This window comes from Pseudarthrobacter sp. NPDC058196 (genome assembly GCF_042882685.1).
Taxonomy (GTDB): domain Bacteria; phylum Actinomycetota; class Actinomycetes; order Actinomycetales; family Micrococcaceae; genus Arthrobacter.
This window is the reverse complement of record NZ_JBHVVN010000002.1, coordinates 287,665-313,354: the sequence shown is the minus strand read 5'-3', so window position 1 is coordinate 313,354 and position 25,690 is coordinate 287,665. Positions and strand designations below refer to the sequence as shown.

At 61.1% G+C, this 25,690-nt stretch carries 18 protein-coding genes; 16 read left to right on the top strand and 2 right to left on the bottom strand.

Annotation, left to right across the window (positions count from 1 at the left end; genetic code table 11):
* The first annotated feature begins 193 nt into the window (after positions 1-193).
* The 9 genes from ACFVVC_RS04155 (at position 194) to ACFVVC_RS04115 (ending at position 13,113) form a co-directional block, all read left to right on the top strand.
* Positions 194-1,354: a LacI family DNA-binding transcriptional regulator gene (locus ACFVVC_RS04155; RefSeq protein ID WP_387449538.1), complete on the top strand. Its 1,161-nt coding sequence runs from the start codon at positions 194-196 to the stop codon at positions 1,352-1,354.
* 504 nt (positions 1,355-1,858) lie between these two features.
* On the top strand, positions 1,859-4,039 hold the full coding sequence (locus ACFVVC_RS04150) for a glycoside hydrolase family 36 protein (protein WP_387449536.1): 2,181 nt from the start codon (positions 1,859-1,861) through the stop codon (positions 4,037-4,039).
* A gap of 42 nt (positions 4,040-4,081) precedes the next feature.
* The gene (locus ACFVVC_RS04145; RefSeq protein ID WP_387449534.1) at positions 4,082-5,350 is read left to right on the top strand and encodes an ABC transporter substrate-binding protein; all 1,269 of its coding nucleotides are present in this window, start codon (positions 4,082-4,084) and stop codon (positions 5,348-5,350) included.
* A 183-nt stretch (positions 5,351-5,533) separates the two neighbouring features.
* Positions 5,534-6,373, top strand: coding sequence for a carbohydrate ABC transporter permease (locus ACFVVC_RS04140; RefSeq protein ID WP_387449532.1), 840 nt, complete (start codon positions 5,534-5,536; stop codon positions 6,371-6,373).
* Positions 6,373-7,242 carry a carbohydrate ABC transporter permease gene (locus tag ACFVVC_RS04135; protein WP_387449530.1) on the top strand — a complete coding sequence of 290 codons (870 nt, stop codon included), beginning with the start codon at positions 6,373-6,375 and terminating at the stop codon, positions 7,240-7,242. Before ACFVVC_RS04140 ends, ACFVVC_RS04135 begins: the two co-directional genes overlap by 1 nt.
* 214 nt (positions 7,243-7,456) lie before the next feature.
* Entirely contained in the window at positions 7,457-9,199 is a 1,743-nt protein-coding gene (gene araB, locus ACFVVC_RS04130) for a ribulokinase (protein WP_387449528.1), read from the top strand.
* A complete protein-coding gene (locus tag ACFVVC_RS04125) occupies positions 9,196-9,891 on the top strand; it encodes an L-ribulose-5-phosphate 4-epimerase (RefSeq protein ID WP_387449526.1) in 696 nt (231 codons plus the stop codon). The genes araB and ACFVVC_RS04125 overlap by 4 nt, the downstream gene beginning before the upstream one ends.
* Positions 9,892-9,940: 49 nt before the next feature.
* Positions 9,941-11,461, top strand: coding sequence for an L-arabinose isomerase (gene araA, locus ACFVVC_RS04120; protein WP_387449524.1), 1,521 nt, complete (start codon positions 9,941-9,943; stop codon positions 11,459-11,461).
* A 629-nt stretch (positions 11,462-12,090) separates the two neighbouring features.
* Entirely contained in the window at positions 12,091-13,113 is a 1,023-nt protein-coding gene (locus tag ACFVVC_RS04115; protein ID WP_387449522.1) for a LacI family DNA-binding transcriptional regulator, read from the top strand.
* 559 nt (positions 13,114-13,672) lie between these two features.
* Here ACFVVC_RS04115 and ACFVVC_RS04110 read toward each other — a convergent pair.
* Positions 13,673-14,677, bottom strand: coding sequence for an Lrp/AsnC family transcriptional regulator (locus ACFVVC_RS04110; protein ID WP_387449520.1), 1,005 nt, complete (start codon positions 14,675-14,677; stop codon positions 13,673-13,675).
* Positions 14,678-14,804: 127 nt separating this feature from the next.
* Here ACFVVC_RS04110 and ACFVVC_RS04105 point away from each other — a divergent pair, with 127 nt between their 5' ends.
* From ACFVVC_RS04105 to ACFVVC_RS04075, 7 genes are all read left to right on the top strand, one after another.
* Positions 14,805-16,331 carry an amidohydrolase gene (locus ACFVVC_RS04105; RefSeq protein WP_387449518.1) on the top strand — a complete coding sequence of 509 codons (1,527 nt, stop codon included), beginning with the start codon at positions 14,805-14,807 and terminating at the stop codon, positions 16,329-16,331.
* 168 nt (positions 16,332-16,499) lie between these two features.
* Positions 16,500-18,020: an MFS transporter gene (locus ACFVVC_RS04100; protein WP_387449517.1), complete on the top strand. Its 1,521-nt coding sequence runs from the start codon at positions 16,500-16,502 to the stop codon at positions 18,018-18,020.
* A 250-nt stretch (positions 18,021-18,270) separates the two neighbouring features.
* Positions 18,271-19,725, top strand: coding sequence for an amidohydrolase (locus ACFVVC_RS04095; protein WP_387449515.1), 1,455 nt, complete (start codon positions 18,271-18,273; stop codon positions 19,723-19,725).
* Positions 19,726-19,830: 105 nt separating this feature from the next.
* Positions 19,831-20,808 carry an IS481 family transposase gene (locus ACFVVC_RS04090; protein WP_387449513.1) on the top strand — a complete coding sequence of 326 codons (978 nt, stop codon included), beginning with the start codon at positions 19,831-19,833 and terminating at the stop codon, positions 20,806-20,808.
* A gap of 899 nt (positions 20,809-21,707) precedes the next feature.
* Positions 21,708-22,964, top strand: coding sequence for an ABC transporter substrate-binding protein (locus tag ACFVVC_RS04085; RefSeq protein ID WP_387449511.1), 1,257 nt, complete (start codon positions 21,708-21,710; stop codon positions 22,962-22,964).
* 55 nt (positions 22,965-23,019) lie between these two features.
* Positions 23,020-23,952 carry a carbohydrate ABC transporter permease gene (locus ACFVVC_RS04080; protein ID WP_387449509.1) on the top strand — a complete coding sequence of 311 codons (933 nt, stop codon included), beginning with the start codon at positions 23,020-23,022 and terminating at the stop codon, positions 23,950-23,952.
* Positions 23,949-24,812, top strand: a complete 864-nt coding sequence (locus ACFVVC_RS04075; protein WP_387449507.1) for a carbohydrate ABC transporter permease — start codon at positions 23,949-23,951, stop codon at positions 24,810-24,812. The genes ACFVVC_RS04080 and ACFVVC_RS04075 overlap by 4 nt, the downstream gene beginning before the upstream one ends.
* Before the next feature lie 227 nt (positions 24,813-25,039).
* On the opposite strand, the gene ACFVVC_RS04070 is transcribed toward ACFVVC_RS04075, so the two are convergent.
* Complete coding sequence (locus ACFVVC_RS04070; protein ID WP_387449505.1) at positions 25,040-25,501, bottom strand: VOC family protein; 462 nt, start codon at positions 25,499-25,501, stop codon at positions 25,040-25,042.
* Between the last annotated feature and the right edge of the window lie 189 nt (positions 25,502-25,690).

The following is a 25,690-nucleotide window of genomic DNA, read 5'->3' as shown; positions in this document are numbered from 1 at the left end:
TGTCTAGATCGTTCTAGAGATATGCCAAGAATTCCATCGCGCCTGTCGTCGTGTGCATCGGCCGGAAGCTTGTTCCCTCTCGCGGGCGCCGCCAAGTGCATTACCCGCTCGCTAGAGGGAAGAAGCTTAAAGGTGGTTGCAAGGCCGGGAGGTGCGACGGTGAGCTTTGGATGCCCACTTCTTGATAGTCTAAATGATCAACGTATTCATTCAACTTGTGTCGCCACTTGACGAACACACATTGACGAGGCGCAACATGGAAGCAGACGTAATGAGGATGCTGAAGGCATCACAGAGCGATAAACCTTTGGCTGAGGGCTCGGCAGACGCTTTGTCTCGCGTGCCCCTGTCGGTTGAGCGCCTGCGGCCTCCTACAATTGCCGATGTTGCGCGGATTGCAGGAGTTTCGCTGCCGACGGTTTCCCGTGTACTCACCGGCAATATACCGGTGCGCGAGGTAACGAAGGAGCGCGTCCGCGCTGCCATGAAGGAGTTGGGTTATCGACCTAATGGTGCAGCCCGCGCGCTGGTGCAGGGGCGGCAGCCGATCGTCGGCGTCATCACACGGGACACCACACTGTACGGATACACCCGGATGCTGGCCAATATCGAAAGCCGCGCACGTCAGGCCGGCTATTTGGTCGCCATCGTCGCCCTTGACCCCGCGGACTTACAGAACTCGATATCCGCGCTCGATGTGCTTCTCGGGCAGCCGATCGTCGGGGTGGTAGTCCTTGACTACACCGCCTATGACACCCGCCTGAAAGACAGCTTGGGAAACCTTCCCATCTCCACCGTGATCCACGGTGACCAGACCGATATCGATGTCCCCCATGTGCGGGTCGATGACAGAAAAGCGGCGTACGAGGTCACCAATCACTTACTTTCACTCGGTCACCGGACCGTACATCACGTCGCTGCTCCAGCTCGCGGTGGGGAACCACAAATCCGCGAAGCCGCCTGGCGTCAGGCCCTGCTCGATGCGGGTGCGCGTATTCCCGAGGTCCATCGGACCGACTGGTCCATTGCCGCCGCCCACAAGGCCGGCGCCGCCTTAGCCAGCGACCCCGAAGTGACCGCGGTGTTCTGCGCCAACGACGAACTGGCCTTCGCTGTCATGCGCAGTATTCACGAAGCAGGTAAGCGGGTCCCCCAGGACATTAGTGTCGCCGGCCTCGACGACCAGCCACTGGCAGGTGTCTGGGTGCCGGCTTTGACTACCTACCGGCTCGATTTCGATTGGGCAGGAGTGGCGGCCCTGGAACTGCTAATGGACCTCGACGCGCCGCTCACCAGATCCGGAGAGCCTTTGTCGGGTCTAATCATCAGAGAAAGCACGGCCCCTCCCCGGTAACTGCGTAAGACGGCTGGACTGGCCCTGATGCGAGGCATGGAGTCGGTGCGCGGGTGCATGATCCATCCCTTGCTGGTTGCGGTTCGGCATCCAGGCTTGAGCGGCACCTTGTAGTCACGCGCGGAAAAAGTCGTGCTCGGCGCTCCATGACCGGTCAGCTGATTGTTCGTCGGACCCGCGTTTGCTCCGCGCTATCGGCCTCGTTCACACACAGCAGGATTCGGGCACGGAGTGCGCCCGTGCACCGTAGCCGGGGGCACGTCGGTGGCCAGGCATGCAGGGTCGCGCCACCACGACTGTTACGCCGTGGCGGGACCCATCCCCGTTTGAAGCCGGTGCCGTCCTCGACCGCCCGCACCGGCATTGGCGGCCGAGAACGGTCCAAAAAAACTTCTCAAGATTAAATGATCAACGCTTGCAAGGGTCCATGTCAGGACATATGCTTTCTTCTAATCAATTCTGATCAACGCTATCATTTAGCGGTCCGACGCAAAGGAGCATCGTTTGTACAACCTACAGTCCACACCCGCCAACACGGCTGTGGCGGAGGATGGATCGGAAGAATCCGAGGCCATGCTTTCAATTCGCTTCGTCTGGAAGACCAGCAGAATGAAGCTGTCCTTCCTTGCCGGCCCTGACAGCCCCGTGATTCTGAACAGCATCAGCGACGACGAGTCTCCCCTGACGCGAACTCTGCAGCCGATTGTTGAACTGATGGCAACAGGCGATGGCCGCGCCCGGACAACGACACGTTTCACCAACACCGGAGTGGGATCCCGCCTTCGCTACACCAGCCATTCCGAGCGTAGTGAAGACGGAGTCGCTCAGCTGGATGTTGTCCAGCTAGACCCTCTTACGGGCCTTAAAGTCACGACATCGTTTACCGCATCCCCTGAGTTGGCGGCAGCCCGGGTGAGGACCACTGTGGTGAACACTTCGGATGCTCCTGTAATCCTTGAAGCAGTGAGCTCCTTTGCTGCTGGCGCTTTCGTCTATCCGGGTGAGTCGACGAAGGACCTGCTCTTGCACTCAGGTACCGGGGAGCAGCTCGCGGAATTCCGATGGAGCACCCAAGCACTGTGGAGCCAGGAAAACCTCGCCGATTTCAACTCCGCGAACATGAACCAGCCCGGCCGCGGCGGTGTCGAAAAGGTCAGCACGTCCACGTGGTCAACAGCTCGGGCACTTCCTACGGGAGCACTCGAAAACAAGGTCACGGGCCGCTCCTTTGCCTGGCAGATCGAACACAATGGGGGATGGCGCTGGGAGGTCGATAACATCCGCGAGGACGAAAACTCCGTAGCCCTTGTGCTTCTCGGCCCCGAAGACCTCGATCACCACTGGGCGGACCAGCTTGAGCCGGGCGAAGCGTTCACGTCCGTTCCGGTGTCGATCGCCGTGAGCTGCGCCGGATTCGAAGGCGTCATCGCGGAGCTGACACGCCACCGCAGGTGGCTCCGCCGCAAGCAGAACGCCGACACCAATTCGGTGCTGGTATTCAACGACTATATGAACACCATTAATGGCGACCCGACGACTGACAAGCTGCTTCCCCTGATCCAAAAGGCAGCAGCCGCCGGCGCGGAATGCTTCTGTATTGATGCCGGCTGGTACGACGATACAGCTGCTGGAGATTGGTGGCCGTCTGTCGGCGAGTGGCTCCCCTCGGTCCGCCGTTTCCCCGACGGTGGACTGGAGCGGGTCATTGCCGCCATCCGTGAGGCGGGTATGGGCGTAGGAATCTGGCTCGAGCCGGAGGTTATCGGCGTCGACAGCCCCGTCGCCCAGCAACTCCCGGACGCTGCATTCCTCCAGCGTCACGAACGCCGTGTCACCGAACACCAGCGATATTTTCTTGACCTGCGCCACCCCGCTGCCCGCGCCCACTTGGACGCGACATTCGACCGGCTCATCACAACCTTCGGCATCGACTTCTTCAAGCTGGACTACAACGTAACGCCCGGCCCTGGCACGGATTTCGATGCCTTCTCCACGGGCGCCGGACTGCTCGGACACAACCGCGCGCACCTGGAATGGTTCGCCGGACTCCGCCGCCGCTACCCGACGGTGATCTTTGAAAACTGCAGTTCCGGTGCCATGCGGTCCGACTTCGCGATGCTGGAACTGTTCGACTTCCAATCAACTTCCGACCAGGAGGACTTCCGCCTCTATCCCGCCATCGCCGCCGGGGCGCCAGTGCAAATGCTCCCGGAGCAGGCCGGCAACTGGGCCTATCCGCAGTCATGGATGACTCAGGAGGAAATCTCATACACCATGGTCACCGGCCTCAGCGGCCGACTCTATGCTTCCGGACACCTGAACCGGATGAACACGGATCAGCTCGAACTCGTCCACGATGCCTACCGGCAGTTCAAAGCGATCCGTAGCAACATCGCCGAGTCCACCCCGAGCTGGCCCACGGGCCTTCCCCAGTGGTACGCCGACACAATCGCGCTGACACTCTCCGGCCCGGAGGCTGATCTCCTCTACGTCTGGAATCGCGGCGATGAAAATTCAGAAATCACGCTGGCCCTTGGTAACGGGGTCCGCGCGGGGCACCTTGCTGAAATCTACCCCCGCACCCTCGCAACATGGGACGTTACCGACGGTCCAGGAAACACCGTTCGGATGCGCCCTGGCATCGACGGCCCCACGGCCCGGGTCTACACCATTCAGCGCGGCTAACCTCCTACCCATCTGCAGTAACCCAACAAAAAAGGACAAGCAATGAAGCTTTCTCGGAAAACGGCGCGGGCGGCAATGGCAGCTCTCGGCGTCGCTACCCTTCTTGTCAGTGCAACCGGCTGCAACCGCGGAACCACTTCCTCAGCCACCGACGAGGTCCAGTTCTTCCTCAACGCCGGCACCGACACGCCCCAGTACAAAACATTGAACGACCTCATCGGCAAGTTCAAGGCCGAGAAGGGCATCACCGTCAAAATGACGACCGCGTCGTCGGACTACGAAGACCAGATGAAGGTCAAGCTCGCCTCGGGCGACATCCCCGACATCTTCACCACACACGGCTGGTCAGTGGGGCGTTACAGCCAGTTCCTCGAACCCCTCAACGACCGCTCCTGGGCGTCCAGGGTCAACCCGGCCCTGGACTCAGCAATGCGTGACAGCGACGGCAAGATATATGCCTTCCCCGGCGCCTTCGACACAGCTGGCATCGCCTACAGCAAAGACGTCCTCGACAAGGCGGGCATCGACCCGGCAACAATCACCACGTGGGACGCCTTCGATGCCGCCGCAACGGCGATTGCGGCCACGGGAAACACCCCAATCTTCTCCAGCGGCAAGTCCCAGGGACCGGCAGGACATATGGCTGACTATCTGGCCGCCGACTCCTTCACCGACGACGAACTAACCCAAATGAAAAACGGTACCTTCGTCGACGCCGCTTACACAAAGGTCCTGGACCGCGTGAAGTCCTGGCAGAGCAAAGGCTGGTTCAACAAGGATTACTCCTCAGCCTCAGAAGATGACATGGCCCGCGCCCTCGCCAACGGAACCGCCGGCTTCGAGATCTACAACAACAGCATCCTGGCTTTGGCACGGACCTACAACCCGAACGCCAACCTTGGTTTCATACCGCTGCCTCCCACCAATGGCAGCACCCCGTACTTGATCGGCGGTGAGGGAGTCGATTCGTTCGGTGTCTCCAAGACCAGCACCCACAAAGACAACGCCCTGGCATTCCTGGACTTCCTCGCACAATCCGACAACGCAGCTGCCCTGGCTGAAGCCAACGGTGCAGCAGCAGGCCTGAAGGACGTCAAGGTCGACTTCGGCAAGCTCACCTCCAGCTTCGACAAGTACGTCACCAGCGGCTCGACGCCTGTGAAGCCCTATTTCGACCGGGTCTACCTGCCCAACGGTTCCTGGAACTCGATGGTCGCAACCACAGATTCCGTAATTTCCGGACAGTCGGATGTGGTTGGCGCCGTCGCTCAGATGAAGAACCAATTCAACACGCTGTACGGCCAGAAGTAGCAGCCGAAAGATGGGGGGCCTGCCCGTAGACCTCAGGCAGGCCCCCTTCCGCCCGCCGATTCAAAACCTCGCGAAAGCAAAATCAACATGAGTCAACAAACCGCCCTCCCCCGGGCCACCAAGGGGGTCGAATCACCAACAGGACCTCGGCCGCGACGGCATCGCGGCGGGACGATGAATCTGATGTACCTCCCAGCGATTGCGATGGTAGCGATCTTCATGATCTACCCGCTCGTGCAGGGCATCGGGCTGGCATTCACAAACTGGGACGGGTACTCCCCGACCAAAGCCTTCGTCGGCCTCGATAATTTCGCGAGGCTCTTCAGCGACACGACCTTCCATACCGCACTGGTGAACACTCTCATTTATGGCATTGGAAGCACCCTGCTGCAGCAGATCTTCGGCCTCGGTCTCGCAGTTGCGCTGGACGGCGCAGGGCGCACAAAGTCGTTCGCACGTGCCCTAATCTACCTTCCCGTGCTGGTTTCGCCCGTCGTGATGAGCATGATGTACTACTTTCTCTTCCAATACGACCGGGGCGCACTGAACGACATCCTTGTCTCGGTTGGCTTTGACCGGATCTCCTGGCTTTCCACCGGTCCGGGAACAGTCACCATCGTTGTCCTCATCAACACTCTTCAGTTCGTAGGTACCTCGATGGTCATCTACCTTGCCGGCCTCCAGGGCATCGGTCAGGAAGTCAACGAGGCCGCCGAAGTCGACGGGGCTCGCGGGTTCCGACTCTTCCGCTCCATCACGTTGCCCCTGCTGCGTCCGGCCATCATCTCCAGTGTCATCATCAACCTCATCGGCGGGCTCAAGCTTTACGACGTCGTCCAGGTCCTCACCGGGGGCGGCCCCGGATACTCCTCACACTCAGTTTCAACCCTGATCGCACGCAGCTACTTCGGACAGCAGGCCGCCGGATATGCCTCCGCCATGGGCGTTGCGCTTTTCGTCCTGATCGCAGCGGTCTCCATCTTCCTCGTTGCGCGCATGGACAGCACCGGAAAGGACCTCTGATGGCTACCACAATCGCACCTAAACGAGCTGCCGTCAGGCGAGTGAAGCGCACCTCCCCGGCACGGAAGCTCGGACGCTGGGTCTTCATTATCCTCGCGGTCATCACGCAGGTGACCCCTTTCTACCTGGCCGTGACCACAGCTTTCAAACCCATCACCGACACCACTTCCCTGTGGCTCCCACCCGTGAGCGGCGGAACCCTGGACAACTTCGCTACCGCCTGGGATGCCGGGCACCTCGACTGGGCCTTGGAGAACGGCCTGATTGTTACGGTCTTCAGCACTGCACTGACATGCATCATTGGCGCCACGGCCGCCTATCCCCTCGCGCGGCGAAGCACGAGACTGAACCGCTTCGTCTCACTCGCCATCCTCGGGATGCTCATGGTCCCCCCTCTGAGCATCCTGGTTCCGCTCTACACGATGCTCGCCCAGCTCGGTCTGCTGAACACTTACATCAGTCTGATCCTCGTCCTCACAACCCTGCAGCTGCCATTAGCGGTCTTCCTGTTCACACAATTTATGCGCACCCTGCCACCATCACTCGAAGAGGCAGCATCGATCGACGGTGCGGGGCTGGTAACGACATTCGTCCGCATCGTACTGCCCTCGCTGAAGCCGGTCATAGCAACCGTCGTCATCCTCACCGCAACAAACGTGTGGAACGAATTCGCCATGAGCTCATACATTCTGAATAAAGCAGAAGTCCGTACCCTTGCACCCGCCGCGGCCAGCTTCTTCGGCGCCCAGGGCAGCAACATCGGCGCCGCGGCCGCCGCAGCCCTTATCGGCCTGCTCCCGATCCTCATCGCCTACCTCTTCCTTCAAAAATACTTCGTCAAAGGCGCTCTCGCCGGAGCAGATAAATAGGCAGCTCCACGGCTTGTAAAATTCCGCCCAGGTCCGAACCCGGCACCGCGGGCAGACCGGGCCGTGTCCGACAGCTACTCAGGGAACCATCGCCAACGTGCGGTCGCAGGCGGGAATCACGGCGACGTCCCGGTCCAGGGCCTTGACATCTACGCCGCCCCACAACAACCACCATGTCATTGTTAGCGCCAATTTTGATCTAGGAGAAATAGAAATGACCTCACCGTTGGGTCCAACAACCAGCTATGTCATCGGAGTGGATTTCGGCACCTTGTCCGGCAGGGCTGTAGTGGTTCGGGTTGCAGACGGCAAGGAACTGGGCAGTGGCGTTTACGAGTACCCCCATGCGGTGGTTTTGGGTGCCCTGCCGACGGATGTAGCGGGCGACGGCGCCGCCCGGCTTCCCGGGGAATGGGCACTCCAGGTGCCCAACGACTACCGAGACGTCCTGCGGGTTGCGGTGCCGGCAGCGGTGGCCGAGGCAGGGATTGACCCGGCCGCCGTCGTCGGAATTGCCACGGATTTCACTGCCTGCACCATGGTGCCTGTCAAGGCTGACGGCACCCCGCTGAACGAGGTGCCCGGGTTCGAGAACCGGCCCCACGCCTACGTTAAGCTGTGGCGCCATCACGCCGCGCAGGGCCAGGCCGACCGGATCAACCAGCTAGCCGTGGAGCGTGGCGTGGACTGGCTGCCGCGCTACGGCGGGCTGATCTCCTCGGAATGGGAGTTCGCCAAGGGGCTGCAGCTCCTGGAAGAGGACCCCGAGGCCTACGCGGAAATGGACCACTGGGTCGAAGCTGCGGACTGGATCGTCTGGCAGCTCTGCGGCCAGTACGTCCGGAACGCGTGCACCGCCGGGTACAAGGGCATTTACCAGGACGGGCGGTATCCGTCGGAGGACTTCCTGGCTGCCCTGAATCCGGAGTTCAAGGATTTCGTCAGCACAAAGCTGGAGCACACCATCGGCCGCCTGGGTGACGCCGCCGGGTACCTGACCGCGGAGGCTGCCGCCTGGACCGGGCTGCCGGCGGGAATCGCTGTCGCCGTGGGCAACGTGGACGCCCACGTGACGGCTCCGGCAGCGGGGGCGGTGGACCCGGGCCAACTGGTGGCCATCATGGGCACCTCCACCTGCCACGTCATGAACGGTACTGAACTGCGGGAAGTGCCCGGCATGTGCGGGGTGGTGAACGGCGGAATCGTGGACGGGCTGTGGGGCTACGAAGCCGGCCAGTCCGGTGTGGGCGACATCTTCGCCTGGTTCACCAAGTACGGGGTGCCGCCGGAATACCACCAGGCGGCCGAAGCGGCAGGCCTGGGCATCCACGAATACCTCACCGAACGTGCATCGCAGCAGGCGATCGGCGAGCACGGACTGATCGCCCTCGACTGGCACTCCGGAAACCGCTCCGTACTGGTGGACCACGAACTCTCCGGCATCGTGGTGGGGCAGACCCTGGCCACCCGCCCCGAAGATACCTACCGCGCCCTGCTCGAAGCCACCGCGTTCGGCACCCGCACCATCGTGGATGCTTTCCGGAACTCCGGCGTCCCGGTGAAGGAGTTCATCGTGGCCGGCGGCCTGCTCAAGAACCCGCTCCTGATGCAGATCTACGCGGACGCAACCAACCTGCAGCTGTCCACCATCGGATCGGCCCAGGGCCCGGCCCTTGGCTCTGCCATCCATGCCGCCGTCGCGGCCGGCCAGTACGCAAACATCCGCGAAGCAGCAGCCGCCATGGGCTCCGAGCCCGGTGAGGTGTACACCCCCATCCCCGCGAACGTGACCGCGTATGAGGAACTGTTCCAGGAATACAAGGCGCTGCACGACTACTTCGGCCGCGGCACCAACGATGTCATGCACCGGCTCAAGGCGATCCAGCGCAAGGCAGCCGGTTCCGTTTTGCCATCGGCGGCCAGCGCCTCCGCAGCCGCGGCGGAGGTGTCCGCGTGAGCGCCGGAATCCTGGATACCATCGCCCGGGTCCGGGAGGAGGTCTGCGCCCTGCACGCCGAGCTGACGCGTTACGAACTGGTGGTGTGGACGGCAGGCAACGTCTCGGCAAGGGTTCCCGGCCACGAGCTGATGGTGATCAAGCCTTCTGGCGTCTCCTACCAGGACCTCACACCGGAACAAATGGTGGTCACGGACCTCCACGGGAAGCCCGTGGCGGGAGACGCGACAGGTGAGTGGGGCAACCCCGAACTGTCGCCGTCGTCGGACACGGCAGCGCACGCCTACGTGTACCGGCACATGCCAGAAGTGGGCGGCGTGGTGCACACGCACTCCACCTACGCCACCGCCTGGGCTGCGCGGGGTGAGGCCATTCCGTGCGTGTTGACGATGATGGGTGACGAATTCGGCGGCTCCATCCCGGTGGGACCGTTCGCCCTGATCGGTGACGACTCAATCGGCCACGGCATCGTGGAAACGCTGAAGAACTCCAACTCGCCGGCAGTCCTGATGCAAAACCACGGCCCGTTCACTATCGGCAAGGACGCCAAGTCTGCGGTGAAGGCGGCTGTGATGTGCGAGGAAGTGGCCCGCACGGTGCACATCACCCGGCAGCTTGGTGACCCGCTGCCCATCGACCAGGGCCACATCGACTCCCTTTACGCCCGCTACCAGAACGTCTACGGCCAATAAAGCCGGGCCAATTGCGCCCGTAGCCACCAAGAACTTTCCAGGAGAACCCATGAGCACCGCAGCAAACACTTCCCTTGACGCCTATGAGGTCTGGTTCCTCACCGGCAGCCAGCACCTCTACGGCGAGGAGGTCCTCAAGCAGGTGGCCGCGCAGTCGCAGGAGATCGCCAACCGGCTCAACGCCTCCTCCGAGGTTCCGGTACGGATCGTGTGGAAGCCGGTCCTGACCGATTCCGATGCCATCCGCCGCACCGCATTGGAGGCCAACTCGGACGACTCGGTCATCGGCGTGACGGCGTGGATGCACACGTTCAGCCCGGCCAAGATGTGGATCCAGGGCCTGGACCTGCTCCGCAAGCCGCTGCTGCACCTGCACACCCAGGCCAACCGCGACCTGCCCTGGGAGGACATCGACTTCGACTTCATGAACCTGAACCAGGCCGCGCACGGTGACCGCGAGTTCGGCTACATCCAGTCCCGGCTGGGCATTGCCCGGAAGACCGTCGTCGGGCACGTCTCCAACCCCGAGGTGGCGCGCCAGGTGGGTTCGTGGCAGCGTGCCGCCGCAGGCTGGGCCGCCGTCCGCACCCTGAAGCTGACCCGATTCGGCGACAACATGCGCAACGTCGCCGTCACCGAAGGCGACAAGACGGAGGCCGAGCTGCGTTTCGGCGTCGCAGTCAACACCTGGTCCGTCAACGAACTCGCCGATGCCGTGCACGGCGCTGCAGAATCCGACGTCGACGCCCTGGTCGCCGAGTACGAGGACCTTTACGACGTGGTCCCGGAACTCCGCGCAGGCGCCGCCCGGCACGACTCGCTGCGGTACGGCGCCCGGATCGAACTGGGCCTCCGGAGCTTCCTTGAAGCCAACGGATCGGCCGCGTTCACCACCTCCTTCGAGGACCTCGGTGCACTCCGCCAGCTCCCGGGCCTGGCCGTGCAGCGGCTCATGGCCGCCGGGTACGGCTTCGGCGCCGAGGGCGACTGGAAGACCGCCATCCTTGTGCGCGCCGCGAAGGTCATGGGCGCCGGCTTGCCCGGCGGCGCATCGCTGATGGAGGACTACACCTACCACCTGGAACCCGGCTCCGAGAAGATCCTCGGCGCGCACATGCTCGAGGTCTGCCCCTCCCTCACCACCACGAAGCCGCGCCTAGAAATCCACCCACTCGGCATCGGCGGCAAGGAAGACCCCGTACGGCTCGTCTTCGACGCCGACGCCTCCCCGGGCGTCGTCGGCGCCCTCTCCGACATGCGGGACCGTTTCCGCCTGGTGGCTAACGCCGTGGACGTCGTCCCGCTGGACCAGCCGCTGCCCAACCTGCCGGTGGCCCGTGCGCTCTGGGAGCCCAAGCCCGACTTTGCCACGTCCGCCGCCGCCTGGCTCACCGCAGGCGCTGCGCACCACACGGTACTGTCCACCCAAGTGGGCATGGACGTATTCGAAGACTTCGCCGAAATCGCCAAAACCGAACTGCTCACCATCGACGAAGCCACCACCATCCGCCAGTTCAAGAAAGACCTGAACTGGAACGCCGCATACTACAAACTGGCCGGCGGACTGTAAACAGAACGTTGGCAGCAACTTGCCGGCAGAAAGGGACGAGGCACCAGCTTCGTCCCTTTCCTACTTTAGGCATTGAGAGCAGGACAAAGTACCGGGCAGACGCGTCCGTCCGTCACCAGGAGCGCAGTATCAGAGGGGCCCGGTCCCTCTAAATGAAGAGGGAAACCCCTGCAGCGTCCTGGCTCTTGAGTCCCGTGGGCACCGAAGGGGAGGCGTCCGCGGAAGCCACGGGTCAGTGCTTTCGCTAATGCATGACGGGGCATCAAGAGGCACACCCTCGAAAACCACTCAGACAGATATATCCGCTACACCAATGCCTGACGCCAGCGCACTGACGCACTAAAGCTGTCTCCAATACCAAGGGCAGCACGCCGGTCCTGCAGGGCTGCGTCCCGACCTGGCAGGGACAGGATGAGCGTCTAGGACTGGAGTTCAGGATGGCGGAATTTATGCCTAGGTTTCGCATGCGTCGCTCACTCGTGGCGGCCCAAGTCCGTACCCAGCCCTCTCGGGGTGGGAACGGACTTCGTCGGCCCGGCATGCCAAGTTGTTGTCCCATGAGCTTCTGGCCTCGGAGTGGATGCGAAATGTCTAGATCGTTCTATAGACTGCTTTAGTCAAGGAGGAATATGACAGAACAGCAGCGCCGCCCGACCCTGATGGATGTCGCCAAGGCAGCTGGCGTATCACGGGCACTGGTCTCCATCGTGATGCGCGGCGCCCCCGGCGCCGCCGAGGAAACGCGCGAAAACGTCCTCGAAGCAGCCCGGAAACTCGGTTACAGGGTGGATACCCGGGCAAGGCTGTTGCGAAGTACCCGGACGAAGCTTCTGGGCCTCGTCTTCTCCAGTTCACAGCCGTTCCACATCGAAATTGTTGACGCCGCCTATGCCAAAGCAGCAGCCAGGGGCTATGAGATAGCCCTGAGCGCAGTCGCGGTCGGCCGCCCCGAAGCCCTGGCCATAGAGTCACTTCTCGACATGGGTGCAGAAGCACTCATCCTTATCTCCTCCGCGCTAAGCAACAACGACCTCGCCAGATACGCCCATCACGTACCCGTTGTCAGCCTCCTTCGGGATGACGTCGGGGATTCAGTTGATTCAGTCAGCAGTGATGATAATGCCGGTATTCGAATCGCCTTGGACCACCTCACCAGTCTGGGCCACCGACGCATTGTCCACGTCGACGGCGGAACGGCCGTCTCATCGGACCAGCGGCGGTCGGCGTTCCGCGAGGAGATGCTTCGCCACGGCCTGGAGCCCGTGGTCGTGCCGGGCGGACCGTACGAAGAAGACGGCTTGAGGGCCGGGCGCATCCTGCAGGAGGATCTGCCTACGGCGGTCATCGCCTTCAACGACAGGTGCGCTTTGGGCGTCATGGAGAGCCTCCGCGCCACCGGTTTAGGAGTCCCCTTTGATGTATCAGTCCTGGGGTATGACGATAGCCAGTTCGCCCGGCTTAGCTATGTGCAACTGTCGTCCATCAGCCAGGATGCTCCACTCCTTGCCGCCGCGGCAGTCGACCGCGCAGTTGACCGGGTCGAAGGACCCTTGCCCCCTTCACATGTCATCCGAATGCCACACCTGCTGATTCGCCAGACAACAGCTCAACCAAACCTCCAACAATCCGACGGCGGCTCGACCGCACCGTAAGCGTTACTCTGGCTACTGCCTGCGGCGGCCTCATATGATCCAGCAGCGGCGAAGTCACGAATGCCTGTCGCTGGAGCACGCCCCCACCTGACAAACGTCTCTTGCCTTGCCCGCGGGGAGCGGCGGAACTGATTATCCTGCCGCTGCCCACATCCGGGGACAGTCCTCACGCGTTATCCACTGCTGTTGCTGCCCAGGAGCTACCTCAACGCTCCCGCTTACAGCCGTGGATAACCCGAATGGACCCCGCCCATATGCAGTTGAAAGCGGAGAACTACTTGTGTTGCCGGCGACATGGATCGCGACGAGAGGTTGTGTATCGGATCTCTGCTAGAAGGAGCGCTTCACGCAGACGGTTGACGGGAAGAACTGCGCCACCCGATTCAGCATCGGTCCGATGCTCGCCTCAGTTGTCCTCCCGGCCGTCCTCTTCGACTCCGCTGAGGGCATGCACACGGAACTGAGTGGATACCGGATGATCCGGGTTTGGGGCTAACTGGCTTGTGTACGAGGACGGTGGGGTCCAACTGGTCTTGCGGGGAGTTTTTTCGTTTTTGGGCTAGGCCATTGGTGTAAACATTCCTGTGGCCCGGCCGTCGTCGTCGAGCATTCTCCCGAGGTGTTTGCCAGTCTGAATCACCAGGGATCGGTCACCGATTTGAGCGCCGTGAATGGAGTGTTCCAGCAACACCTCAAGGCGCTGCACGTCGTCGAGGTTTCTGAGCCAAACTGACATGATCAGGTTGTATTTGCTGGCGGCGCGAACAGCCAGACGGACCTCTTCAATCCTGGCCAAAGAGTCGCGCAGCTTTTCGATCGAAGAGGCAGGGACCTGCATGAAGTACCAGGCATGAACGGGCCACCCCGAGTACGGTCTGGCGATGTCGGTCCGAAATGAAAGCTCCCGCTTGCTCCGCATCGTTGCAATTGCATCTGACACCCGCTGGCTGGTTGTTCCAGCCTTGGCGGCTATGTCTGTCGTGCTTGCCCGACCGTCAATGGCAAGTTCGGACTCAATGACTCGCCTCAGGTGGTCGGGAACCTGTTTGGGGGCTCGGGCCCGCGGCGGGCGAACTGATGGGATGCGTTGCACTTCAGCGGCAGTCAGGTCTCTCAGACGCCAGGCGCCTCCTTCCTTGATTATGTCCGTGACCAGGTGTGTCCGAGCTGCGCGAATTGACGGGAACTCCCCCCAACCATGAAGCAGGAACGTAGTAACGTCCTGCTCGGTCTTAGCGACCAGCGTGACGATCAAGTCACGACTACCCGCAGTGAAGTCCACTGAAATGACGTCCGGAAGCTGTGCCAGAGCCTCGAAGGTGGCTACCGCACTGCCGGGACTACATTCCACCTCAATTAGGGCAAAGGTGGAGCGGCTCTGGCCAGGACGATAGGCGCTAACCCACGCAAGGCCGCCTGACGACAAGCGGTGCCACCGCCGAGCCAAGGTCACCGCATCCGCCCCTACCACTGGGGCAAGGTCACTCCATGAAGCTCTTGGATCAATTTGCAGTGCATGGATCAACCGCAAGTCAACCGCATCAGGCTCGTATTTCTTCGTCATCAACCCAATTGCAGCACCTTTTCCTGCAAAGTAACCACCCGGAAACAGTGGCGAGTAACACTTCGAGTGACCGAAGTTCCCCATAGGCCCGCTGCCTGGGCCGACTCTGCCATATGGAAGGACGTCCATGACCGTCACCGAAACAGACCTGTCACCCGATGGAGAATTCAGCCCCGGAATGTCGCCCACGGATTCGGCAGTAGTGCAATCTGATCGTGCCGAGCTGATCTCTGCGGTTACGACGATCGTCAGCGAGCACTTGCCCGTTTTCACTGATCTGAGTGATGCCATTTGGGACCATCCCCAGCTGCGGTGGGAAGAATTTGATGCCGTCGAACGACAGATCGCCATCGCCGAGCAGCACGGCTTCCGCGTCAATCGGAAGCTCGGCGGCATTCCGACGGCCTTCTCGGCCGAGTTCGGACATGACGGTCCCGTCGTCGCCGTCCTTGGTGAGTACGACGCCCTTGCAGGGTTGAGCCAAGCGTCCGGTTCTACTTCGCCAACCCCGGATCCCGAGAACACGACCGGCAATGGTCACGGATGCGCCCATCACCTCCTCGGAGCGGGTTCTCTCCTTGCTGCAGTCTCGGTCGCCAAATATCTACAGGCCCGCGGTCTTCAGGGACGAGTGCGATACTACGGTTGCCCGGCCGAGGAAGCCGGATCCGGCAAGGCCTACCTTGTCAAAGCCGGAGCCTTCGAGGACGTCGACGCCGCTGTGACCTGGCATCCAGTTCCCAACACGTCAACTCGCCAGTGGTTGAGCCTGGCCAACATCAACCCGGTGTTCCATTTCCGTGGGGTTGCCGCTCATGCCGGCGGCGCCCCACACATGGGCCGCAGTGCCCTGGATGCAGTCGAACTCCTCAATGTGGGCGTCAATTTCCTTCGTGAGCACATGCTGGACACCTCGCGTATCCACTACGCCATCACGGACGCCGGTGGCGAATCCCCCAATGTTGTCCAGTCCCAGGCGTCCGTCTATTACTTGGTTCGAGCCAAGACGGTCCGCGAAATGCGGGAGCTCTACGAACGGGTCCTCAAAGTAGCCCGCGGCGCCGCCCTGATGACCGAAACCGAGCTGACGGTCGAAATACAGGGAGCAACTGCGGAGCTTCTGCCAAATGAGGTCCTGGAACGAGCCATCCACAGCATCACCGAACACGTAGGCCCTGTGCCCTTCGACGATGCCGACGAGGCGATTGCGAAGCAATTCTTGTCGCAGTATCCCGAATCCGAAGTTGCTGCGGTGCGGCAGCGTTACGGCATACCCCGCGACGACTACGCTACCCTCCACGGCACCGTGCCGGCCCTGACTCCTTCGGTCCCGCGCCACCAAGAGACGGGCTCCACTGATGTTGGTGACGTCAGCTGGGTTACTCCTACCGTGCAGATCTTTTCTGCGAGCATGGCCATGGCCACTCAAGCACATTCCTGGCAGTGGGTCGCCCAGGGAAAGCTACCAGCAGCTCACAAAGGGATGGCCCACGCTGCCAAAGTCATGGCGAGCACCGTCGTGGAACTCCTCACGGACGCAACGCTGTTGTCCCGGGCCAAGGAGGAATTCCGCGAGGTAACCGAACGGATGCCGTTTAGCTCGCCCATCCCCGACGGCGTAGTTGCACCACCACTGCGGGGCAGTAACGACTAAGCATCCCCCGGCACTACGACGGTTCCGGCATTCGTGAGGTATGGGCCACCGACGACGTGGCCCATACCCGGCAGCACCTCGCCACCCTTCGCGAGGTTCCCTTGATGGCATTGAACTTATTGCCTTGAAGGCCCAATCAATCTCGTTCCTCATCCTTTTGGAGCAGCCATGCGCTTGACGAATACCCCCAACACGTCCGAACGCCTCGCCCGACCTGTCAGGTCCGGGGCGTCGGCAGCAGTCGGATTTCTGATTGTCCTGGAATTTGGCAGCGGTCTATTGCAGGGCTGGATGGCCCCGCTGCTTCCAGCCATCGCCACAACCCATGGCGCCTCTCCGGCGTCACTGAACTGGATCATGGCCATCTACTTGCTGGCAACCGTTGTTGCCGTCCCCGTCCTGGCAAAACTGGGTGACATGTTCGGGCACAAGAGGCTCCTCGTCTTCGCCACGGCGGCCGTTGCCGCCGGGTCGGTTTTGGTGGCCTTCGCACCAAGCTTTGAGTGGCTCCTCGTGGGCAGGGCGCTGCAGGCACCCCTGGGAGCGTTCTTACCACTGGAATTCGCCATCGTGCGGCATAAGGACCCGGAGAACACCGGCAGGAGCATCGGCAGACTCGTGGGGGCCCTCACTCTGGGCGGCGTCGCCGGAGGGCTGATCTCCGGCTTGGTCATGGATGCCCTGGATAGCCTCACACTAACCCTGCTGGTCCCTGGCATCTTCATGGCCTTGTGTGTCCCTGTCGTTGCACTCCTGGTTCCAGAGACGACGCTTCTCAAGAAGGGTTCGATTGACTGGGCTGGCGCAGCGCTGCTGGGACTCGGAATGCTGGCACTTTTGGGCGGCGTCTCAAACGGCAACACGCTTGGCTGGGGTAACCCTCTTGTTGTGGGCGGAATCGGTGTGGGAACCGCATTCTTGGTGGGCTGGGTCTTGGTAGAACGGGCGGTTGCCCACCCCCTCATCGACCTGCAGGTGCTGACCCGTGGAATCGGACTGCCCGTTATTATGGCTCTCCTTGTCGGAGCGCAGATGTTCGCCTCCAACACACCGAGTTCCTTGTTTCTGCGGGCCGACCCAGCCCTGGGATACGGGTACGGGCTCAACGCCTCTGCGGCAGGCCTGGTGCTGGCAAGCTACGCCTTCGCACTTTTCCTTGGCGCAACCTTCAGCGATCATCTCGCTAAACGCATAGGAGCCAAGGGCACAACCATCGGCGGGGGCCTCGTCAGCGGGTTAGGCTACGTGCTCATGGTCATGTGGCCCGGCACAGTTCTCACTTTCAGCGCCTGGCTGTTCATATCAGGGGTAGCCTCCGGCATTTTGATCGGCGTCCTGCCAACAGTCATCGTCCAGCGTGCACCCGCCGATTCAGTGGGCATCGCTTCTGCAATGTACAACACGTCCCGTTCTGTCGGCGGGGCCATAGCCGGCGCAGCATTCGTGCTGGTCATGTCGTCAGTCGTCACCACCACCACGGCAAGTGGAGTCGCCTCCGCCGTCCCGTCACATGATTCGTACCGGATCGTGTGGGGTACCTGCGCCGCCCTATGTTTTGTGGTTTCATTGCTCGCCACCAAGCTGAAGAGCGCTCCGGCCCAAGACCCGGCGTCGAATCCAACAGATAGCGCAACATCCGACGACCCCGCTGAAAATGCCCTTTCAACGTCCTCGATATCGAAGGCATAACCATTGCCCAATAGCGGGAATCAGCCTGAGCCGACCACTCCTGCGGGGCATCAGTGACATCAGCAGAGTTGGGTCTCTAAGGCTGTGCTTTCACCCTCAGACACAACGAGGCCGATCCCCGAACCCGTACTGCGTACCTGAAGGTTCGTCGGCCGCAAACTCCTTGCCCGAAGCATTGCATGAGACCCTGCCCTGCCAGGGCCTATGCCCGAAATAACCACCATTGATGACTAACAATTTGGAGGAAACAATGAACCAATCCAAACTCTTGTGCGACATTGTCGACAACCTTGCCCCTCAGTTCACCGCTCTCTCAGATGCCATCTGGGACACCCCCGAACTCCGGTGGGAAGAGCACCGATCCATGGCCACGCACATCGCATTAGCGAACCAACACGGGTTCATTGTCACCCGCAATGTTGCCGGCATCCCGACAGCTTTCTCCGCTGAGAAAGGAACCACGGGACCGGTCATCGCTTTCCTCGGCGAGTACGACGCACTCGCCGACATGAGCCAAGATCACGGCAACCCGGAACGATGCCCTAATGGACTTAGCGACTCCGCAATCGGTCACGGCTGTGGTCACCACCTCCTGGGGGCCGGTTCTCTGCTGGCTGCGATTGCCGCGGCCCGATACCTCGAGGAGCATAACCTTCCAGGGCGGATCCGATACTACGGATGCCCGGCAGAGGAGGCTGCGGCAGGCAAAACCTATATGGTCAAAGGCGGCGCATTCGAAGGAGTGGACACCGCCATAACCTGGCACCCCAACAACGTGACAATCCTCCGCCAGGTGCTGACACTCGCCTACGCACAGGTCTATTTTCACTTCAAGGGAGTCTCTTCCCATGCAGGAGTATCACCGCACCTGGGCCGGAGCGCGCTCGATGCCCTCGAACTTGCTAACACCGGGGTGAACTTCCTCCGCGAACACATCCCAGATACTGCACGCATCCACTACGCCATCACCGACGCGGGCGGGGCCTCACCGAACGTTGTCCAATCGCAGTCCACCGGTTTCTACGTCATTCGCGCAGACGACACAGCCCAAATGCGCGAGCTCTATGAGCGGGTTCTGAAAGTTGCCCAGGGAGCCGCCCACATGACGGAGACGGAACTCACGGTGGAATTTGACGGTGCGTGTTCGGAAATTCTCCCCAACGACACTCTCGAACAAGCCTTATACCGAACCGTGCTGGGCCTCGGACCTATACCGTTCGACGCCGGAGACCAGGCAGCGGCCGCGGCCTTCGCTGACAGCCTGGAAATGCGGGAGATAAAGACCGCGAAGCTAAACACCGGTTGGGCAGCCCACGACCCCCGGTACCTGCATGACACTATCCCCCCGACGGAATTCGATCGGCCCCGCACACGAATGACGGGCTCCACTGACGTCGGCGACGTCTCCTGGTCGGTTCCGACCGTGCAAATCATGGCATCCACCTACGCAATAGGTACGCCCTTCCACAGTTGGCAAGCAGTCGCACAGGGCAAACTGCCCTACGCACACAAAGGCATGATTTACGCTGCCAAAGCCATGGCCGGCACAGCAATCTCCGTTCTCAACGATCCCGAACTACTGGCAGCAGCCAAAGCCGAACACGCACTAGCAACCGCTGAGAACCCCTACGTTGTTCCTTTGCCAGACGACGTCGTGGCGCCTCCACTACGAACAATTAATGAAGCCTCTACCATGCTCGTCTAGTTGTAATTCCCAAGGACGTTGTGAACAGCGTGGCGTGATGTAAAGAGTGAGGGCCTCCGGTATCGATTTGGGTTACCACACTCATTTCGACGCCAGGAGGCCCTCGTGTCCTACGTTACCCATGCCAACGCCGACCTCACACCCAAGGCCAGGGGAAAGCTTGCCCGCCTGGTCATTGAGCAGGGCTGGACGCTCCGCCGGGCAGCTGAGCGGTTTCAATGCTCGCCGGCAACGGTCAAGAAATGGGTCGACCGGTACCGGGTCGTGGGCGAGGACGGCATGGTTGATGCATCGTCCCGACCGCGACGGAGTCCGAACCGCACCCCGGCGCGCACGGAGCGGCGGATCGTGGCGCTGCGCTTCACCCGCCAATGGGGACCGCACCGGATATCCGCCCACCTGCACCTGGCGCGCTCAACCGTGGGCAAGGTCCTGGCCAGGTACCGGATGCCGCGGCTGGCCTGCGTGGACCATGGCACCGGACTGCCGGTTCGCAAGCCCGCGCCGCAGCGCTATGAACACGAGCACCCCGGGGACCTGGTCCACGTCGACATCAAGAAACTCGGCCGCATCCCTGACGGAGGCGGACACCGCGCCCTGGGTCGTGCCAAGGGACGCCGTAACCGACGCGCCGGGACCGGGTACGCCTACCTGCACCACGCCGTCGATGACCACTCAAGACTCGCCTATTCCGAGATTTTGGCCGACGAGAAGAAGGAAACCGCTGCCGCTTTCTGGCTCCGCGCTGCCACGTTCTTCGCCGCCCACGGAATCGCCGTCAAGGCGGTGCTCACCGACAACGGCTCCTGCTACCGATCCAGAGCCTTCGCGGTCGCCTTGGGCCCCCACCTCAAGCACCGGCGGACCCGCCCCTACCGGCCACAAACCAACGGCAAGGTAGAACGCTTCAACCGCACCCTCACCACTGAATGGGCCTATGCCAGGCCATACACCTCAGAGGCCGAGCGCGCCGCCACCTACGAGGGCTGGCTCCACCACTATAATCACCACAGAACCCATACCGGCATCGGAGGCAAGACCCCCATCAGCCGCGTTCACAGCCTCAGTGGGAATTACATCTAGTGCGCTATGAGCTTTTGGCCACGGCCGAGTGCGTAACTGGAGTTGCCAGGTCCGGAGCACCTCCCGCACGGGTTGGTAGTTGCAGTTCAGTTGAGGCACACCCCAACCTGACGCATGGGGCCCCTGAGGCCTATGACTTCCTTCCGGAAGGCCTTTGGAACTCAACCAGACAGGATGAGGTTCGACGCCCGGGTTGAGAGACCTGCCCCGCCGGCGCGGTCCTTTGTCGCTGCCCCCAAAAGCAGTTTGACGACAGGCCGGTTATCGGTGTTTGAGGGGCGGCGCTGCTCAAAAGGGCTGGTCCTGGCATCGTTCCTTTGCGTTTTCTCCCGTATCCCACGTTCGTCGCGGCCTGGATGAGTCGGGTCGGCCAGGACTTCCAGCGTCTCCTCGCATTCGGGCAGTCCTCCGACGTCCTCCCGCTGGCCAGGACTTCGGGAGTTCGCCGTCGAACGGCCCCGGGGCGCAAAGGCTTCCCTCGAGGCAAACCTGTGCGGTTGCATGTCCTCCTAGTCAAGAGCCTGGAGGACCTGATGCAACGGATTCAAGTATTGGTGCGTCGGACCTCGAACCAGCGCCAAAAAGGTCATCGGATACTACAGCCATGCACTAAGGAATTAAGAAACTGATGTGGAGTCCCCACCGCATCGGAGCACACATAGGGACCCTAAAGGATCCAAGCAAAAGGAATCCTTGACAGAGCCTTAAGGTGGCCCTATGTTTGTTGCAACCGATCTCAGCAACCGATCTCACGTCTTAAGTGAATGCAACCGATCTCAAAGGAGAGACTCGATGATCAAGTCGCTCATTCCCGGACTTTCGGTGGCCCCGCGTTTAGCAGGCGTCGTTTTGGATACGGCATGCTCCCGCGTTAACAATCCAGTCCACAGGAGAAACTCATGATCAAAAAGCGATGGGGCCTGGCACTCGTCTCAGCCGTCGTAGCCAGCCTTGCCCTCAGCGGCTGCTCCCCCTCCACTTCGGAACCCGGCGGGCCGGTGACGCTCAGTTACTGGGACTTCCTCGATCCCAGCCAGGACAATCCGCGATCAAAGGCGTTGAAGGAAAACATCGCCAACTTCGAGGCGGCAAACCCCGACATCAAGATCAATCTCTCGGTGGTTTCGCTGGGCGACATGTTGAACAGGCTGCCGCAGTCAGCAGCGGCAGGTCAGGCACCGGACGTGTTCAAAATGTTCACCCCGGTCGTCCCCCAAATGGCCGCTGCCGGCGTCTACTCACCGCTGCCGGATGCTGCATCCAGTGTCACTGACTGGCTTCGCCCCACCGACACTCTCGCCGGTCCTGACGGCAAGCAGGTGGCGGTGCCCTATGAATACCGCACCTGTGCGCTGTACTACAACCAGAAAATTCTTTCTCAGATCGGTGCGGCAACTCCAACCACCTACGAGCAAGTCGTTGACGTGGCGCAGAAAGCTGCGGCAGCTGGATTTACCGGGTTCGGAACCGGGTTCTCGGACACTGACAACTCGGCCATCATCAGCACTTTCTTCAACTGCTTCATGACCCAGGTTGATCAGGAAATATGGGCCCAAGACAGACAGGCAGATTTCGCCACCGAAAAGGCCGAGGAGTTCGGCAACCTCCTTTCCAAGCTCCGGGACGCAAAGGCACTGGGTAGCAACGTCGTTTCCGACACGTACGGCACCGTAGCCGACGGCATGGCCAGCGGCACTGTCGCAATGTCGGTCATGGGCACCGAACGAATCGTCTCGTTCGCCTCCCAAAACCCGGACGTCAAGTGGACCTCCCTGCCAAAGGCAACTACTGGAGACACCACCGGCACCACCATTGGATGGACTCTGGGAATAGGCTCGGGAAGCAAAAATACTGAAGCGGCCTGGAAGTTCATCGAGTACATGACCGGTCCTGAAGCCGGCGCGAAGATGGCCACCGGCGGTGAGGTCCCCACGCGTTCGGCCACGTATGAGCAGCCGTTCTTCTCCACGCCCGAAGCGAAAACGGTGAATGACATCGCCGAGTACGTGAAGAGCAACAGCGAACCCCGCACCTATTCCGATAACTGGACCTCGCTGGCCACCGGTCTCTCCCAGGCCGGGCAGAGACTAACCCTCAACAATCTGTCGGGGAGCGAGTTTATCCGTTCCGCCCAGGACGCGGCCAACAAGAAATAGCCCCCAACGTCCGGAGGGAGCCTGAACATCAGGTTCCCTCCGGAAGGGAGAGATAATGTCAACAAACAGTCGCACCCGCACTTCATCTCAGGCGGCCACTCCACCCTCCGGCACCCAGGCTTTCCGCCGGGCTCGTAAAGACCGCATGGTCTGGCTGTACGTCGTCCCCGTCACTGCCGTGTTTCTCTTTGTCTTCGTTGGACCGCTCATCTACACGGCCTGGACAGCGCTCCATGAGACTTCGTATTACCAGATTGGAAAATTCTCTGGTCTAAACTCTTTCGTGGAGCTGTTTGGGGACTCCGAGCTGCCGGCCCGCATCTGGACAACGCTGGTATTTTCGATCGGGGCGCTGGTCATCGCATTGCCCGCGGGACTCTTGTCTGCGATGGTGCTGAACAACCTGCATCGGTTCAAGCGCTCCATCCGCAGCCTCTTTCTATTGCCGTGGCTTTTGTCCCAGGCCACAGCAGGAACAATCTGGCTTTGGTTTCTCAACCCCAACTACGGGCCGGCCTCAGCTATCACCCAATCCCTGGGGTTCGGTCCTACTGATGTCTTCTCTTCCCCGAACAGCGCGCTCGTTGCCGTTACTCTGATGACGGCGTGGTGGTCCTACCCGCAGGCCATGCTTCTCTTTCTCGGGGCCCTTCAAACCATTCCAGTGGAACTGTACGAAAGCCTCAAAGTGGACGGCGGGGGCATTCGGCACGCATTTCTCAACGTCACCTTGCCTTACCTACGCAACACGATCGTCTCCGTAGTGGTCGTTCTACTCATGCTCTATGTGCAGATGGTCACCATCATCCTGGTGACCACACGGGGCGGTCCCATCGGATCGACCGAGACGCTGTCAATGCGGGTCTACAACCAGATGTTCGACAAGTTCGATCTTTCCGGGGCATCAGCGACGGCCATCCTCCTTTTTGCCGTAAACATTGTCCTCACTCTTGTCGCGATTCGTTTCCGACGGAAGGAAAGCCTGTGAGCACCACAACCTCGCGTCGCCAAGGCGGCCGGCTCGGCGCGGTCCTTCGGGCGGTTCCGGCCTGGGCCTACGTCATCCTCTCGGCCGCGGTCGTTCTGCCGCCTGTCGCATGGATTGTCTCCACGTCGCTGAAAACCGCCTCGGATACCATCGAGTTCCCGCCGCGGTGGATTCCGGACCCGCTCTCATTCGAGGGCTATGTCGGCCTGCTGACCTCAACGAACAGCCGGTTCTTTATTAACTCCCTGATCTACGCCGTGGGCTCTATCATTCTCGCGTTGGCGATTTCCATTCCTGCGGCATATGTTGCCACCAGGTACCGGAGCCGGCGCATGGAAACCCTGATGACCGGGATCCTGGTGCTTTCGATGGTTCCCGCGATCGTGGTCTTCATCGCCCTGTACTCCATGTTCGTCAGAACCGCCCTGATCAACACCTACCCGCTGCTGATCGTTGTCTACACGGCCATCATCTGTGGACAGACCATCCTGTTTCTGCGCAACTTCATCGAAAACATTCCCGTGGAGATTGAGGAAGCGGCCGCAATTGACGGCTGCTCACGGCTGCAGATCCTGTGGCGCATCATTCTGCCGCTCATCCGCCCCGGTATCGCCGCAGTAGCAATCTTCATCTTCGTATTCGTTTGGAACGACTTCCTCGTAGGCACCGTACTGGCCACTACAGAAGACATGAAAACCGTCCAGAACGGCATCGTGCGTTACATAACCACCGGTTTTGGTAGCTTCTGGGGACTCTTCGCTGCATTCATCGTCGTTGCCTTCATCCCCGTTCTCTCAATCTTCTTGGCGTTCCAGCGCTGGTTCGTTGCCGGGATGACGTCCGGTGGTGTCAAGGGATAACCGAAGCACGAGTTCCCCTACGCCTAACCTAAACAGGCAAGCCACATGACCGCTTCCCCGCGGTCATGTGGCTTGTCTGTTGGACCAGCTCACCGGATCTGCAATTTCTAAACCCTGACAGGCCGCGAAAGCCCGGGATCAACGTAATCCCGGGCTTTCGGACCCTGTTGCTGCCTCCAACCCTCTCCGCCGGCGTGATGGGTCGTCTTTTCCAGGATGCGGTCAGCTTAGTTGTCGCGTGGCTGCCAGTCTGGCGACTGGATTAGCTCCACACGGTTACCGTCTGGATCGAGCAGGTAGATCAGCAGGCCTCCTGAAACCGGGCCAGACGTGGGTGCGACCGGTTCGGACAAAGCCCTGTACCCGAGCGCTGTCATTCTGGCGTAAACCCGGCGCAGGTCAATATCGGTGAAGGCAAGATGGGCAGTCCCCGGCTGCGCCTCTGACGGGTTTACGGCCGGTGGCGGATCTTCAACCTGGACCAGCTCCAAGTTGAAGGTCCCGTCACCCGTTGAAAGCATCAGCGCGTGGACCCTGACGTTGGGACGGCCGTAAAGTTCGCCGACGTACGGGCCCGACGTCCACGCTTTCACGCGTGTAAGCCCAAGCCCTTCCACGTAGAACCGTGCGCTGCGCTCCAAGTCCGTGACGTGCAGGGCAGTGTGGTGATGACGGATTGCAGTTGTCATTTCTCCCACCCCAACATTCCCAAAGGCTTGAACCGGATTAAAAGAACGGACATAGGCTTCTCCTCCTAGTTTTGGACGCGAATTTCGCCGCGCTTGGTCACACACATCGTTGAGGGGTCGGTGCTGGTTTGCCTGGCGTACGGGCATGTTGTGCTGCCACTCTGCAAAAGGTGTGGCACGGGGCCCCTA

Bases quoted from the DNA above. Each gene is read 5' to 3' on its own strand.
- ACFVVC_RS04155 (WP_387449538.1), top strand. From the start codon at position 194: ATGATCAACGTATTCATTCAACTTGTGTCGCCACTTGACGAACACACA.
- ACFVVC_RS04145 (WP_387449534.1), top strand. From the start codon at position 4,082: ATGAAGCTTTCTCGGAAAACGGCGCGGGCGGCAATGGCAGCTCTCGGC.
- ACFVVC_RS04140 (WP_387449532.1), top strand. From the start codon at position 5,534: ATGTACCTCCCAGCGATTGCGATGGTAGCGATCTTCATGATCTACCCG.
- ACFVVC_RS04135 (WP_387449530.1), top strand. From the start codon at position 6,373: ATGGCTACCACAATCGCACCTAAACGAGCTGCCGTCAGGCGAGTGAAG.
- araB (WP_387449528.1), top strand. From the start codon at position 7,457: ATGACCTCACCGTTGGGTCCAACAACCAGCTATGTCATCGGAGTGGAT.
- araA (WP_387449524.1), top strand. From the start codon at position 9,941: ATGAGCACCGCAGCAAACACTTCCCTTGACGCCTATGAGGTCTGGTTC.
- ACFVVC_RS04115 (WP_387449522.1), top strand. From the start codon at position 12,091: ATGACAGAACAGCAGCGCCGCCCGACCCTGATGGATGTCGCCAAGGCA.
- ACFVVC_RS04110 (WP_387449520.1), bottom strand. From the start codon at position 14,677: ATGACGAAGAAATACGAGCCTGATGCGGTTGACTTGCGGTTGATCCAT.
- ACFVVC_RS04105 (WP_387449518.1), top strand. From the start codon at position 14,805: ATGACCGTCACCGAAACAGACCTGTCACCCGATGGAGAATTCAGCCCC.
- ACFVVC_RS04100 (WP_387449517.1), top strand. From the start codon at position 16,500: ATGCGCTTGACGAATACCCCCAACACGTCCGAACGCCTCGCCCGACCT.
- ACFVVC_RS04095 (WP_387449515.1), top strand. From the start codon at position 18,271: ATGAACCAATCCAAACTCTTGTGCGACATTGTCGACAACCTTGCCCCT.
- ACFVVC_RS04085 (WP_387449511.1), top strand. From the start codon at position 21,708: ATGATCAAAAAGCGATGGGGCCTGGCACTCGTCTCAGCCGTCGTAGCC.
- ACFVVC_RS04080 (WP_387449509.1), top strand. From the start codon at position 23,020: ATGTCAACAAACAGTCGCACCCGCACTTCATCTCAGGCGGCCACTCCA.
- ACFVVC_RS04070 (WP_387449505.1), bottom strand. From the start codon at position 25,501: ATGACAACTGCAATCCGTCATCACCACACTGCCCTGCACGTCACGGAC.